17 protein-coding genes are annotated in these 13,753 nt (G+C 67.6%); all 17 read right to left on the reverse strand.

The window, feature by feature from the left end; genetic code table 11:
- Window positions 1-3 precede the first annotated feature (3 nt).
- Window positions 4-783 carry a hypothetical protein gene (locus FB560_RS14240; RefSeq protein ID WP_141872983.1) on the reverse strand — a complete coding sequence of 260 codons (780 nt, stop codon included), beginning with the start codon at window positions 781-783 and terminating at the stop codon, window positions 4-6.
- Window positions 783-4,076, reverse strand: a complete 3,294-nt coding sequence (locus tag FB560_RS14245; protein WP_141872984.1) for a phage tail protein — start codon at window positions 4,074-4,076, stop codon at window positions 783-785. The genes FB560_RS14240 and FB560_RS14245 overlap by 1 nt, the downstream gene beginning before the upstream one ends.
- A 21-nt stretch (window positions 4,077-4,097) precedes the next feature.
- Complete coding sequence (locus tag FB560_RS14250; RefSeq protein ID WP_141872985.1) at window positions 4,098-4,310, reverse strand: hypothetical protein; 213 nt, start codon at window positions 4,308-4,310, stop codon at window positions 4,098-4,100.
- Between the two features lie 131 nt (window positions 4,311-4,441).
- Complete coding sequence (locus FB560_RS14255) at window positions 4,442-4,849, reverse strand: hypothetical protein (protein WP_141872986.1); 408 nt, start codon at window positions 4,847-4,849, stop codon at window positions 4,442-4,444.
- An 82-nt stretch (window positions 4,850-4,931) separates the two neighbouring features.
- Window positions 4,932-5,519, reverse strand: a complete 588-nt coding sequence (locus tag FB560_RS14260; RefSeq protein ID WP_141872987.1) for a hypothetical protein — start codon at window positions 5,517-5,519, stop codon at window positions 4,932-4,934.
- 64 nt (window positions 5,520-5,583) lie between these two features.
- On the reverse strand, window positions 5,584-6,027 hold the full coding sequence (locus FB560_RS14265; RefSeq protein WP_141872988.1) for a hypothetical protein: 444 nt from the start codon (window positions 6,025-6,027) through the stop codon (window positions 5,584-5,586).
- Window positions 6,005-6,292, reverse strand: a complete 288-nt coding sequence (locus FB560_RS14270) for a hypothetical protein (protein WP_141872989.1) — start codon at window positions 6,290-6,292, stop codon at window positions 6,005-6,007. The genes FB560_RS14265 and FB560_RS14270 overlap by 23 nt, the downstream gene beginning before the upstream one ends.
- A complete protein-coding gene (locus FB560_RS14275) occupies window positions 6,292-6,654 on the reverse strand; it encodes a hypothetical protein (RefSeq protein ID WP_141872990.1) in 363 nt (120 codons plus the stop codon). Before FB560_RS14275 ends, FB560_RS14270 begins: the two co-directional genes overlap by 1 nt.
- Window positions 6,654-6,815 (reverse strand): DUF7302 family protein, encoded by a 162-nt coding sequence (locus FB560_RS20725; protein ID WP_170198141.1) that lies wholly within the window; start codon window positions 6,813-6,815, stop codon window positions 6,654-6,656. Before FB560_RS20725 ends, FB560_RS14275 begins: the two co-directional genes overlap by 1 nt.
- A gap of 9 nt (window positions 6,816-6,824) precedes the next feature.
- Window positions 6,825-7,187 carry a hypothetical protein gene (locus tag FB560_RS14280; protein ID WP_141872991.1) on the reverse strand — a complete coding sequence of 121 codons (363 nt, stop codon included), beginning with the start codon at window positions 7,185-7,187 and terminating at the stop codon, window positions 6,825-6,827.
- A 21-nt stretch (window positions 7,188-7,208) separates the two neighbouring features.
- Window positions 7,209-7,574, reverse strand: a complete 366-nt coding sequence (locus FB560_RS14285; RefSeq protein WP_141872992.1) for a hypothetical protein — start codon at window positions 7,572-7,574, stop codon at window positions 7,209-7,211.
- Between the two features lie 3 nt (window positions 7,575-7,577).
- Window positions 7,578-8,489, reverse strand: coding sequence for a phage major capsid protein (locus FB560_RS14290; RefSeq protein ID WP_141872993.1), 912 nt, complete (start codon window positions 8,487-8,489; stop codon window positions 7,578-7,580).
- Between the two features lie 14 nt (window positions 8,490-8,503).
- Complete coding sequence (locus FB560_RS14295) at window positions 8,504-8,869, reverse strand: capsid cement protein (RefSeq protein WP_141872994.1); 366 nt, start codon at window positions 8,867-8,869, stop codon at window positions 8,504-8,506.
- A 1-nt stretch (window position 8,870) separates the two neighbouring features.
- Window positions 8,871-10,079: a head maturation protease, ClpP-related gene (locus FB560_RS14300; protein WP_141872995.1), complete on the reverse strand. Its 1,209-nt coding sequence runs from the start codon at window positions 10,077-10,079 to the stop codon at window positions 8,871-8,873.
- Window positions 10,076-11,524 carry a phage portal protein family protein gene (locus FB560_RS14305; RefSeq protein ID WP_141872996.1) on the reverse strand — a complete coding sequence of 483 codons (1,449 nt, stop codon included), beginning with the start codon at window positions 11,522-11,524 and terminating at the stop codon, window positions 10,076-10,078. Before FB560_RS14305 ends, FB560_RS14300 begins: the two co-directional genes overlap by 4 nt.
- A 14-nt stretch (window positions 11,525-11,538) precedes the next feature.
- Window positions 11,539-13,284, reverse strand: coding sequence for a terminase (locus FB560_RS14310; protein WP_170198142.1), 1,746 nt, complete (start codon window positions 13,282-13,284; stop codon window positions 11,539-11,541).
- The gene (locus FB560_RS14315; RefSeq protein ID WP_141872998.1) at window positions 13,241-13,567 is read right to left on the reverse strand and encodes a hypothetical protein; all 327 of its coding nucleotides are present in this window, start codon (window positions 13,565-13,567) and stop codon (window positions 13,241-13,243) included. Before FB560_RS14315 ends, FB560_RS14310 begins: the two co-directional genes overlap by 44 nt.
- Window positions 13,568-13,753: the final 186 nt, after the last annotated feature.

The following is a 13,753-nucleotide window of genomic DNA, read 5'->3' on the forward strand; positions in this document are numbered from 1 at the left end:
CCCTCAGTTGAACGTGTCTGGGTACGCCTGAGTCAGAGACCTGGAGGTCGAGATCGTCGCGACCACACCCGGCAACCCGGGAGGGATCTTCCACGGCTGCCACACCGTGATCGCGTTCGGCACCCGCCCACCCGCAGCGTTGAACAGACCACCGGTCGAGAAGTCGATGAAGTGCGCCGCCGCTGGCGCGTTCGCATTCGCGGTGATCACCCGCCCACCAGGACCTGTGACCGTGTACCCGCCAGCGCCGGCGCCAATGAGCAGGCGTGGAACGGCCTCCTCATTGCCACGGTTCACCGCTGCTTCTCCTGCTGGTACCAGACGCTCTTGCCCGTATCGACGTGGGATCGGTGCGACGAACTGCAGCATGAACGATGCCTGCAGAAGTCTGCCCCGCCGCCCTGTGTCCCGAAACGTCGGCTTCGATCCGCGGCGGACCCACGTCCACAGCTCGCGCCCCTGCAGCCCCACGGCGACCTTGAAGCGACGTCCGCCATATCCGACGCCAGTCACCCGGTCACGCAGCACTGCGAGCTGCTGCTCGCTCTGCGCGAGCGCGTGCCCTTCCATCGAGAACACCAACGGGCCCTCGTACACCGGAAGATCGAACTCTCCAATCGATGCGGGACGCTCCACGGATTCGCGGCGAACATCACCGCCACCGTCCTCCCACCCGTTCAGGCCATCCGGCCCCACGAACAACCCCTCGATCACCGAAGGGAAGTCGCGGGGCCGGGCGAGGATTTCCACTCCATCGGCATGAACCCACAACGGCTGAAGCATCAGACGCTCCTCACGATCGCTGCGAGCTGCTGAGTCGCGAGCTCGGCAGCCTCACGCGGATCCGTCTTGTCGTAATGATTGACCTGACTCACCTGCGGCCCAGACGTCGCCACGCCCGCGCCAGCGCCACTGCCACCGCCAGGAGCACCGCTGACGCCCACCGATGCGGACGCGAGCTGCACAGCCTGATCGAGCTGCAGCGCCGCGCGTGCGCCGTTCGCACCAGCGGCGAACTGCTCAACGAGCGCCTCACCACCGGCCGCGACCCGCCGCCACCCGGACCCCGAGAAGGGGCCGCGCTTGGCAGGTGAGTGCGGGAAGAACCCGCCGATGAAGTCCATGACGTCGCCGAACGCGTTCCCGATGGAACCGAACATCGACATCACGCCGTCGATCAGCCCCTGGATCAGAGCAGCCCCCGCGTCGACCAGCTCGGGGACGATCGCAAGGATCGCGCCCACGATCTCCGGGCCGAGGCTGAACAACGCCTCGATCAGCGGAGGAATGATCTGCGGGATCGCCTGCACCAGCGCGAGGAACAGTTGCACCGCGCCCTCGATCAGCACAGGGATCATGCCGAGCAGTGACGAGATGATCGTCGGGATCATGCCCACGATCGACGTGATCAACTGCGGGAGCACCACAGGGATCGCCTGCACGAGCTGGATGAACAGATCGACGGCCGCGAGTAGCAGCGTGGGGATCATCGACACCAGCGCGGTGATGATCGTCGGCAGCATCCCGATCAGCGATGTGATCAGTTGCGGCAGCACGGTCGTCAGCGCCTGGATCAGACTCATGAACAGGTTGATCCCTGCCTCGATGAGGAGAGGAATCGCGTTCACGAGTGCCGTGAGGATCTGCGGCAGCGCGGCAACGAGCGCCGTGATCACCTTCGGGATCGCCTCGACGAGTGCCGTCACCAGCCCGAGGAACAGGCTGATCCCGGACTCGATGAGGCGAGGCAGCATCTCGACGATCGCTGTGATCACCTGCGGGAGCAGCGTGACCAGCGAGTTCACGATCATCGTCACCACGGTCACGAGCGCGTCGATCAGACCCGTGAACAGCCGGAGGCCTGCGTTCATGATCTGAGGCAGCATCCCCAGCAGCGCGCTGATCAGAGCGGGGATGATCCCCACCACCGCGCCGAGCAGCCCAGGGGCAGCGCCGACGATCGCGTTGACGAGCGTGAGGATGACGTTCACGACGCCGGTGACGAGCATCGGCGCGTTCTCCGCCAGCGTGGCGATCATCCCCGGGACGACGTTCGCGAGCAGCCCCGTCAGCGACGAGAGCAGCTTCTCGACGATCCCACCAATCGCCGGCACCAGGGACTCGAACCCCGCGAGCAGGGTGTCCGGGTTCACCGCGAACAGCGCGAACAGCGCACCCGCGAGCAGACCGACCGGTGCTGTGGTGCCCGCGAACAGACCGCTCAGCAGCGGAAGGCGCGCGAGCAGCGGCCCCAGAGATCCGACCAGCGCACCGATGATGGGCGCGAGCACCGCAAGGGAACCCGTGACCCCACCGAGATCGAGCGTCATCCCACCGGAGAACGACTGCTTGATGCGGTCGAAAACGGTGTTCAGACGCTCGAGCGCGGGCAGGACGGTGCCCTGGAGCTTCCCGCCGAGCGCGTCGAACAGGGGCTTCACGGCCGCGGTCGCGGCGTCGATGCCTTTCCGGATCGTGGTGAACAGCGGGCCGATGATCGGGTAGACGCCGCCGAGCAGCGCCGCGCCGAAGCGCGACAGGGCCGTGCGCGTGTTGCGGATAATCGACGTCGTCGTGCCGCCCATGTCGTCGGCCATGCCGCCGACGGCGGAGTCCACAGCACGCTGATACGTTCCGAGGTCGACCTTCCCGGCCTCGACCGCTTTCCGAGTCTCCTCGGCTGTCGTTCCCATCTCGTCCTGCAGGGCCTTCCAGATCGGGATCTGGCGGTCGGCGAGCTGGTTGATCTCGGTGGAATACGCGCGTCCCGCGGTCTGCACCTTGCCGAAGATCGAAGCGATCTCCTGCAGGGGCGCCCCTGATGCCGTCGCCGTGTTCTTGATCGTGTCGAGGTACCCGGCGAGGTCGCTCTCTGCGACGCCGCCCGTGAGCGCCAGCGCAGCAGCGGATGCCATCTCGTCGAGCGAGAAGGCCGTGTCCGTGGCCGACTTGTTCGCGATGTCCATCGCACGGGCCGTCTCCTCAGCGGAGAGCCCCAGACCGGCCATTCGGGCCTGAGCGGTCTCCAGCCCGGAGAGGCGGCTGAACCCGCCGACCAGGGATGCCCCCAGCGCGGCCGCTACGGCCACTCCTGCGGTCTTGAACGTCGAAGACACAGCCGTGGCCGCATCGGACGCTGTACGACGCACAGCGGACATCGCAGACGAGAACGCGGACGCGATCCCAGACCCGACCTGCGAGACCATTCCACCGGCACCGCGCAGCGCCTGAGTGGCGAGTCCGAACGCCCCCTGGAAGGAGCGCCCGATCGGTGCAGCGATCCGGCCGATCGCGGCGAGCTGCGGGCCGAAGCGCGCACGGACGAAGTTCTCGGCCGCGGCGAGCGGCGACACGACCCGATACGCAATCTGCGTGCCGAAGTCACGGATTCCGGCAGTAGCTCGACCGAAAGCGCCGGCGACGTTCGAACCGATGGAACGTCCCACCGTCTGCAGCCGCGACACCAGCGGGCTGAGAGCGCGCGATGCGAGACCGACGACGCCACGCGTGAGAGCGGTCACCGGCGCCAGCAGGTCGGCGACGTTGCGGCGGAACTCGGAGAACCCTCCCCCACGAACAGCGGAGTCAGCGAGCGCAGTCGCGTCGGCGAGACGCAGCTGTGCCGCGTTCAGACGGTCCAGCGCGCTGCGGGTCGCGTCAGCCTGGGTCTCCAAGCGGCGCTGGGTGGCGGCGACGCGCTCCTCAGCGCGCACGACCTGCGACGAGCCCGCCGCATACTTACTGCGCGCCTCGGCGAGCTGAGCCTCCGCGACACGCACCGCACCAGCGGCGTCCGCCTCACGGATGCGGGACGCACCGACCGCCTGCGCCGCCTTCGCGACGTCGACCGTCATCTGCTTCGTGAGCTGGCCGGTCAGAGTCCCAGCGGACGCTGTGAACGCCCGACGAAGACCCCGACCAGCCGCAGCACCCGACTCCGTCGCGGAGCGCGTGAGCCCACGCCGAAGGACCCCAGAGGCATCCTTCTCGGCCAGCTCGGCCTCGTTGCGGATCCCACGACGGAGACCCTTCAGGACGGGGACGACCGGGACCTCTGCGACGGCAACCTGAGACATCCCCCACCCCCTCTGGGACGCCTACTCGGCGAACATCGTGTACTTCTTCAGCACGGCGCGCGCCTGCTCGACTTCTTCGTCCGTCGCCTGCGTCTCGTCCTCCCGCTCAGGGAGAGGAGACGGGAAACGGATCGGTTCCGGCTGCACCTTGCGGTCACGGTTCGCGTTCGCGAACATCTCCGCGTGGACGATGACCGCCGACTCGGTGATCGACGACGCCCACCGCAGCCCCATCCGCGATGCGAAGTGATGAGACCCCGTTTCGAGGTCCAGCTGCCGCACGTGCGCGATCGCTTCCGCGACGGGGATACGGCCCGCACGGATGTCCGCAGGGCCGTATCCGAGGTAGCGCCGGAGGTCCCAGATCAGGGCTTCTCGGTGCTCTCCTCCGAGCTCTCCGAGGAGCCATCGGATTCCCCCAGGCTCACGCCCATGCGCTTCTGGATCTCCTCGATCGTGCGCATCGCGAGCGAGAAGAACTCCGAGGTGCGGAGCTGGCGGATCTTCGCGAGGTTCTCCTCGTCGTTCAGGAGCGTGAGCAGCATCTTGAACTGCGCAGCCTCGTCCGCGAGGGCGTCATCGTCGAGGATCGTCTCGAGGATCGTGAACGGCGGATCGACGTCGACGACGATCTCGATCTTGGCTTTCGGCGCCTGGTAGTGCAGGAGATCGCCGATCAGGTGGAACTCGGGCTTCGGGCCGGGGACCGCGCTGCGCGACGTGCTCGTGCGCTTCGGGGTGGGCGTGCCCTTCTTGGCCGTGGAAGTGGTCATGGTGGATGCCTTTCAGACGGTGTGGATGCGATGGGTAGGAGCGGGGCGCTGGTGCATCCACGTACCAGCGCCCCGCGGTCTGTCAGCCCTCCTCGGGGGGCTCTGCGTCGGCGAGGATGATCGCCTCGCGGAAGTGCGCGTTGCCGATGGCGGCGGAGCGCTGCGTGTTGAACGTCACGGCGTAGCCCTGGACGGTGCCACGCTCCGACTTGTCCTCCTTCACCGTCTGCACGGTGCAGTTCGGGGAGACGCGACGACGGATCACACCGTTCTTCGCGACCTCCTCCGTGACGAGGAAGTAGGTGTTGATGTTCGACGCGAGCTCGACATCGATCACACCGTTCGCGTCCGGAGCCTTGCCCCAGATCAGCTCACGGACGATCGGGTCGGTCTGCGCGAGCGTGACCGCGAGCGTCGCCTCCACGAGGCCAGAGGGCAGCTTGTAGCCGTCCTGCCAGAACTCGATCGCGTCGCCGGACGGTTCACCCGTCCACTCGAAGCCGCCGTCCTGCTTGATCAGGCCGACCTTCTTCACCGCGACGGGGAGAACGAACGCGGGGTTGGAGAGCTCGAGCGACGACGGCACCGCGGTACCGGCCGGCGCGTAGCCGAGGAATCCGGTCACGGGTACGAAGACGGCCCCGAGATCATTGCCCTGTGCATCAGGCATGATGTGTGTCCTTTCAAGACGAAAGCCCCCGCAGTTGCGAGGGCTCAGATGGATGGAAAGACCGTCAGACGGGGTCGCCGACGACCGAGAACACGACAGCGATGTACTGCCGCGCGTACGTGGATGCTTCCGTCACGGCGTACGGACCGAGACAGGATTCGACCGCGGCGATCGGGTTACCCGATTCGACACGCGGAGTCTGCTTGAGGGTGGTCTTCACCAGGCGCGCCAGGCGCTCGGCAGGGTCCGGGTTGTCCTTGCTCCCTGCGAGCACCGAGGCGCCGATCGAGGACGATCCGACGTGCAGCTCAACGTCGTCGGTGCCGTCGTCACGGAACACGACCTGCCACAGCGGCGGCTTCGGACGCGGGTTGCGTTCCGGATCCCACTCGGCCTTCGCGATCCACCCGTCGGCGACCTTGAAGTCCGGCTCAGGGTGCTCGGTGAGGTGCCGGCGGAGATCTCGGCAGAGGAACAGGGCGACGTCAGCGTCCCTGACGGCGACCACGCCCCACCACCGCCCTCGTGGATCGGACGAGCACGCCGAAGCGCGCCTCGATGATCAGCGACTTCCAGTCGAATGCCTGCACCAGGCCGACGATGCGCTTCTGGCGCTTCACCGATGTGCGGATGCCGTTCTGGTAGTCGTGGCTCTCGACGGGCGCTCGGCTGCGTGCGTCCTCTGCGATCGCTTCCGTGACCTGCGTCACGTGGCGTTCGAGCTCGGGCGAGACGAGCAGGTCATCGAAGAAGCGATCGTTCATCTTGACCATCAGCCCACCGCCCTTCCGAGAGGAACCTCGCGCGCCGGCATCCACCCGGTGAACGGGTTGCGCGGCGCGTACGGGATGCCGTCGATCGTGTAGACCGGGGCGCCCTCTGCCCCCACCCGGATGCGGTCCAGCTTCGTCAGATCGACCGTCACACCGTCGGGGATGTACACCGACAGAGACTCGAGCGCCTGAGTACGGGTCGCGTCGCCGACGGTCGATGTCGAGGACTGCTCGACGTGCACGCCAGGCAGCAGCGTCTCGTCCGGATCGGACCAGTCGCCGGCCTTCATCGTCTCCGATGCCTCGTCCCAGATCTGCTTCGGGCGGAGTCTGTAGACGTCCGTGCCGTACGGGAACTCCATCAGCGCTTCCTTGTGCGCTTGCGCTTCGGCGCGGGCTTCTGTGGCTCAGCGGGGACCGGCGAGTCATCCTCTACCGGCCCCCGCGAGGCGACGTAGTGGGCGGCGACCTCATCGGGCACCGTCATCACAAGACCCGTCTTCGGGTCGCGGATCGTCTGCATGGGGTCCTCCTAGTACGTCTCAGGCCACACCCGCGCCAGTGCGCGCTCGGTGGGAAAGCTGCCGACAGGAAGGCCCGCAGCGGATGCGGCGCCGCAGAGCGACCGCAGGTTCCGGCCGGGGTCTCCCTGGAACGCGGACGTGACGGCCGTGCTGTAGCCGACCGCGGCCGTACCAATGCGCTGCGTCGCCACCAGGCGGGACCCGCGTCCAGCGATGTCCTTGTAGACGCGCTTCAGAATCGCCAGCGCGTCCTTCTGATCCTCCGAGTCATCCTCGAAGGAGAAGATGCAGGGGGCGATGGTCCGAGCGTTCACGAGGATCTCGCGTGCGAGGTCTTCGTCCTGGCCCACCTTGTCGTGGGTGATCGTCATGATCATCGCCCCCTGTCTGACTTACTTCTGCTTCTCGTCGTCCGCGAGGAGCGCGGCGACGATCTGCGGGCGGTTGCCCGGTTCGGCGGGCGCGATGACGGCTTCGCCTTCACGGCCCTCGTTGCGCTTCGCGAGGTCGGCCTTCAGATCCGGCACGTTGACGCCCTTGTAGACGCCCTCGTCGAGACCTTCGGGCTCTGCTTCCTCGGCGTCCTCGATCACCTCGACCTCGACGAGGCCACGGTCGACCAGGTGCTCGAGCTGCGACTCGATGACACCGTCAGGGACGATGTCGCCGCGACGCAGGTGCACCGCGACACGGTTCCCGGTCGGTGAGCCGATCGACACCTTCACGAACGCTGCTGTCACGACATGCTGCTCAGCCATGGGTCAGTCCTCCGTTCCGGTGACGTAGAACCCGGCGAGCGGGTTCGTGACGATCGGCACGTGGACGTTGCGAGCGTGGAGGCGTGTCTTCTCCGCCTCCGGGACCCGGATCGTCGCGACCTCCACACCGGTGTCGCCACCGATGTGACGCATCTCCGGCGTGGGGATCTGCTCGCGAGCGATGCCACCGAGGCGGCGGCGGTCCACGAACAGCGGATCGGGCAGGTCGTCGCCGTCATCCGAGATCCACGTGATGCCGCCCACCGTGGGGAACGAGTCGGTCAGAGCCTGACCGCTGTCCTTGGGGAGGATGTCGAGGAGCTCGGGGATGACCTCGGCGTACTGCTCGGACGGGAGAACGACGGTGTCGATGTCGAACCCGAGCTTCTGCCGGCGGACGGCTGCCTTCACGCGCAGCGCGTCCTTGTAGACCTGCTTGCCCGTGGTCCAGGGGCCGGATGCGGCGACCGTGTTCGTGATCGACGCCGCGATGACGCCCATCGCGAAGTCGTTCGCCGAGAACACCAGCTCCGTCTGCAGGAAGGTGAACGCGTCGTCGATCGGCTGCCGCAGAAGCCGTCCGATCTGCTCGTCCGTGACCTCGGTGCCGAGGCCCTCCTTCACTGCGGAGTAGAACTCGTACTCCTCCTGCGACATCGGCGTGAGCTTGTACTCAGCGCCGGGGGCGACGACCTCCGCACCGCGAACGGTGCGGATGACCTCGTTGATCGGGACGGCGATGGCGCCGCCCGTGATCGTGAAGCGCCCCTGCAGCAGGAAGTTCCCGAGGAACTGCTGCGCCTGCAGGATCTCGCCGAGACGGCGAGCGACGAGCGTGGGCGACTTGATGAACGCGATCAGCTCGGTCGCCGAAACGGTGGCGAGCTGGCTCGGGGTGAGCGGGTAGGTCTGCATCGTGCTCTCCTTTCTCAGAGCTGGATGGCGCGCACGAGCGCACCGTCCGCGGCGGACGTGATGGCGAGGAATACGGCGGTGCCGGCGGCGAGCGTTCGCACGCCACCCGCTGCTGCGGTCTCGAGACGCTGGCCGCGGGTGATCGCACCGACGGCCTTCAGCTCGTGGATGGGCTTGGCGACCTCGACGGTGACCTTGTCGCCGACGGCCGCGTCGTGGCCGGCGACGCCGACCACCTTCGCGGATGCCGCAGCGGCCGGTGCGACCGACGAGTCGGCAGTGCCGAGCTCGACGACCTGGCCGGCGGCCACCGCCGTCGTGACGCCGAAGGTGACGGTGTCACCCGGGCGGAACAGGGGCAGGTAGGACTTGGCGACCATGTCAGGCCTCCTTCGGGGTCGGGAAGATCGCGGTGTACGCCGCGTCCTCGGCGCTGAGCACGCCCGAGTCGGAGTGCCCGATCTCTTCGACGGCCACCGCGGTGTTCTTCGGCAGGGACGCGAGGATCGGCGCGATGCCGTCCTCGTTCGTGTCGAGCTGCGCACGCCAGGAGGCCTGCGAGTCGGCGGTGATGCGTCCGTCAGCGAGTGCCGCGGCGATGAGGCCGTCGCGACGCTGCTTGTCGATCGCATCCATGGCGCGGCGGCCAGCGGCAGCGTCGTTCACGAGCTTCTCGTGAGCGGTCTTGTCGACGACGATCGTGCCTTCGGGGAGCGAGGCAGCCGGGGCCGCATCGGTGGGGTCGACCTGCTCCGTGAGGGCCTCGTCGAGAGCGGCGAGAACCGTCTCTTCGGGGGCCTCGGCATCGGTCACGCCGAGCCGATCACGGACACTGGCCAGGAAGGTGTCGCTCATGTTGAGCTTCTCCGTTTCTCTGGGGTTACCCGGCTCGGACGAGCCCGGGGTCTTGGAGTCGGCTCGCGCGGCGGCACGGCGGCCGTCTGATCGCGCGAACACCGACAGGTCGAACTTCGCCTTCGCGGCCTCAGCGTCACCGACGCCCTCGATCCGGTCAGCGAGCTTCTCGGCGACGGCCTCCTCAGCCGTCAGGAAGCGGTCCTTGTCCATCTCGGCGAGCCAGTGTTCGACCGAGTCGCCGGACTTCGAGGCGTAGACGCTCGCGATGTTCCGGTCGAACGACGTCTCGAGCTCGTCGGCGACGTCGCGCATGTCGGCGGCGTCGCCGAGGACGATCGCCCACGCGTTGTGGATGTAGAGCTGGCTGTTCTGCATCATCACGAGCTCGTCGGCAGCCGCGGCGATGAACGATGCCGACGACGCCGCGATGCCCTCGACGACCGCGGTGATCTTCGCCGGATGCGCGCGGAGCGCGTTCATGATCGCGATGCCCTCGAACACCTCACCACCGGGCGAGTTGATCAGGAGGCGGATCTCCGTGATGTCGTCCGGCAGCTCGTCGAGCACGCGGGTGAACTCCTTCGCAGAGACACCCCACCACTCGCCCCAACTGTCAATCGGGTCGTACAGGCGGAGCGTCGCCGTCGACCCGGAGGTCTTCGCGGTCGGCAGCTCAGCACGGATCGGTGTCCGCTCGACGCTGGCGCGCCCTGCGGGTCGGAACGGGTTCATGCGGCCTCCTCGGGCTCTGCTGATGCGATGCGGTTCACGTCGGGGCCGTCGCCCTCGAGCCAGTCGGCGCCCGCGCGGCGGATCAGCTCGCGGACTTCCTCCTGGCGGAGGGGCGGCTTGTCCGTAGCGAGGTACCCCTTCTGGGCGGCCTCGACGGCTGCGCGTGCCCGAGCGCGTCCCTCGGCGTCGTCGGGGACGTCACCGCCGGCAGGCACCGCGGGCTTGACCGGCATCCCCCAGCGCTCGCGGAGGAACGCCTCGAGCGCAGGATCGGGCGACAGTGCACCGCAGTCGATGAGCGCTTTGATCGCCTCAGCGGTGATCTGCTGCTGCTCGCCGATCGCAGCCGGCACGATGCGCGGCGCGGGCTCGTTCGGACCCCAGTTGAGGTCCACGAGGTCTTCGATGACGTGCTGCTGCGTGACGTCGGCGATGTGCTGCGCGACGGCATTCAGCGAGTCGGTGAAGAAGTTCGCGAACGTCGACCCCAGCGCCCACGACCCGGTCTCGGTGCCGAGGTTCAGGAAGTGCGCGAGCACCGCGCGAGCGATCTGCTCGTCGTAGTACCGGATCGGCTTGTCGGTGTCGGGCAGCTTCCCCGTCACGCCGATCAGCTCGAGCTTCGCCTTCGGGGGGATGGATGCGCCGGCGGCCTCTCCCGCGCGGAAGTTCTTCGTGAGTGTGAGCCCGGCTTCCTTCTCGGACTTCAGCCACGCCTCACGCTCGGACTCGTTCGCGTTCTCGGGCAGCTCGGCGCCGGTGTACACGGGCATGCCGAGTCCGTTGCGCTCGGCGGTCAGAGCCTGGATGCGCAGCACGCGGTCCTTCAGCAGCCACATCTTGTACGCGGGGCGCAGGAGCGACTCACCGAGCCAGTTCGCGCCCTCGCGCTCGTTCACGAACGCGACGAGACGGTCGACCGGGATGCGTACGTCGCGGCCACCGATGCCCGTGCCGCGCTGCTTGATCGCGACCAGGCCGCCGTCCTTCGCGACCTCGATGTCCATGATCGTGCGCGGAGGCCGCCATGCCAGCTTCGAGAGCCGCACGCGACCGTCCAGCGCCTGGTACACCTGCTCGAAGAACGAGTAGCCGTACGGCAGCTCGAGCAGCGCCAGACGCAGGAACTCCGTCCACGAGAACCGACCACGCGTGCGCAGCGGCGCCGTGTAGGGCACACCCTTGATCCCGAGCCCCAAATCGGCCGCGACGAGCTCAGTGACCTCGTCACGACACCCGGTGCCGTCGATGACCCACTCGGTGCGCTGGATCGGCAGAGTGACCGCGCGGAGCACGGACTTGATCTGCGGGTCCTCTCGCCGCATGCGGTCGTAGACGTTGTTCGACTCCGGCCACATCAGATCCGGGTTGGTCTCGTGCGTCTCCTCGGCGATGGCACCCCATCCAGAGAGGCCGGCGTCCGCCTGGTATCCGATCTCGGGCAAGGCGGGCCTCCTTCTCAGAATCGCGCGAGCGCGATGTTCGGTTCGCCGGTAGCGAGGTCCGTTCGGGTGATCGCCTCGGCCTGCGGAGGCGGCGGCGGTGTCGGCTTCTTCTCCGGCGGCTCGAACTGCTCGAGCGCGTAGAGCGCATTGGTCGACGAGTTGATCGATGCGACGTCGACCGGCGACTTGAACAGGTCCCAGACGGGCATGTTCGAGATGTCGCGGGTCGTGCCGTTCTCGGCCGCCATGTTCAGTGCCGGCTGACCGCGGTGACGGATCTGCCGGTCAGCGACGCGCGTGCGGATCCGCCCCGGCGCATTGAGCAGCGACGACTGTCGGATCTCGTGGACCGTGAACCCGGCATCCCGTAGCGGCTTGATCAGGTCGGCCGCAGGGCAGCCGGAAGCCTGGATCGCGACCTCGTTGATCCCCGTCACCTCGCGGATGCGAACCATGTGCTCATCGATCCACCGGTCGTTCGCGCGCTGCGCGATGAGCTCGATGTGCGGAACACCGTCGGGCCGGTAGCCGGCCACGCTGATGAACCCCATGCTCCGGTTCCCGGAGATGTCGACGCCGAGCACCATTCGGCTGTCGTCGGCGATCTGTGAGCCGGGGTCGGTGACGATGCCCTGCTCGTCGATGACGGGACCGTCGGCGCATTCCGCCCACGCCTCACCGTCGAGGAACGGTTCCGACCGGGAGGTGACCCAGTCGCAAAGGATCTCCGTGCGCTTCACCGAGTCGGGCTCGTCTCCGAGCAGGTCCGACCAGATCGACTCGAAGAACATCGCCTTGTACCCGACGGACGGGTTCGACTGCAGGATCGCGTCGATGTCGAGGAGCTTGCACTTCTCCGGCGCCGACCACTCGAACAGCGCCGTGGCGATGTCGTGCGTGTTCGCGAACTCCTCGAGCGACTGGATGCCAGTCTCGACGTACGCCTCGTACTCGCGGATCGTCTTGATCGCGCCCGTGCGCAGCGTCGACAGCACGATCGACTTCACGTCACCGGCCGAGGAGATCCCCCAGAGCTGCGAGTTGAAGATCGCGTTCTTCGTCTTCGAGACCGAGCCCCAGACGTCCCACGTCTGCTGCTCGCGCATCTCGTCCATGATCACGCGCGCCGCGGACTTGCCACGGCCACCCATGCGGGATGCCGCACGCGGCTCGTAAGCGGCCTTGTTCCGCAAGCGCAGCGACTTCTTCCCGTTGGTCTTCACTGGGCGCCGCGTCTCCACGGCCAGGTCGCCGACCACGAGCTCGGCGTCATCCTCGTCGGGGAACGGGTCGCAGCGCTTCAGCGCGGCATCCCACGCCTCCTCAGCGATGTCGAGGTTCTGCGCGGTCCCCAGGATCAGGAAGTCCTTCGCGGCGAGGTGCTCCGGGAACGACTCGGCATCCATGAACAGCCACCACAGCGCGAGCACCGTCAGCAGCGTCGTCTTCCCGTTCTGCCGGCCGACGATCACGAAGATCTTCCGGAACCGATAGGTGCCGTCCTCGTTCAGCTCGAGCGCGCGGATCAGCAGCGCCCGCTGCCACGGGAACAGCCGCACTCCGAGCACGTCGAGCGCGAACGCGATCACGGAGAACCCGTGCGACGTCTCCGGCGTCAGCTCCCGCAACGGCTTCGTGAAGATCCGAGGCTCCGTCGCCCCGACATGCTTCCCGTACGTCTTCGCGCCCTCGTAGACCGTGCGCTCGTAGATGGACTCACCCGGCGCGGCGGGCCTGCTTTTCACGGCGGAGCTTGGCAAGGGGCGACTCCTCCACGATCGTCAGAGCCGGCGGCGACGTCACCCCTTCGGGCACGTCCATCGGCTCCGGTTCGGTGGCCTTTCGACCCCGGTTCGCGGACAGGTTCCGCTCCACCGCGCGCTGCAGCTTCGTCAGCGCCGAGTCATACAGGCGCAGCAGGTTCAGCGGCGGGTCGACCTTGTCGAGCTTGTCGAGCATCCGCGCGAGATTCCGCGCCTGATCGACGATCGCCGCATCCACACCCGACTCATCCAGCCCGCCCGCCGTCACCACCCGATTCACGGCCACCAGACGAGCACGAGACGCCATCCGGGGCCTCCTCGAGGTGGGAATCCGTGCCACCATCCCGGGGGGAGAGGAACCGACCGAGCGGGAGGGGTTCCTCTGTTGGGGTGTGTCTGGATTTTCTGGTGGGTGGGGGCCTGGGGTGGCGTGGGAGGGGCTGGGTGGGCCTGTGGTGGCCTCTAT

This window comes from Microbacterium saperdae, from assembly GCF_006716345.1.
Classification (GTDB): Bacteria; Actinomycetota; Actinomycetes; order Actinomycetales; family Microbacteriaceae; genus Microbacterium; species Microbacterium saperdae.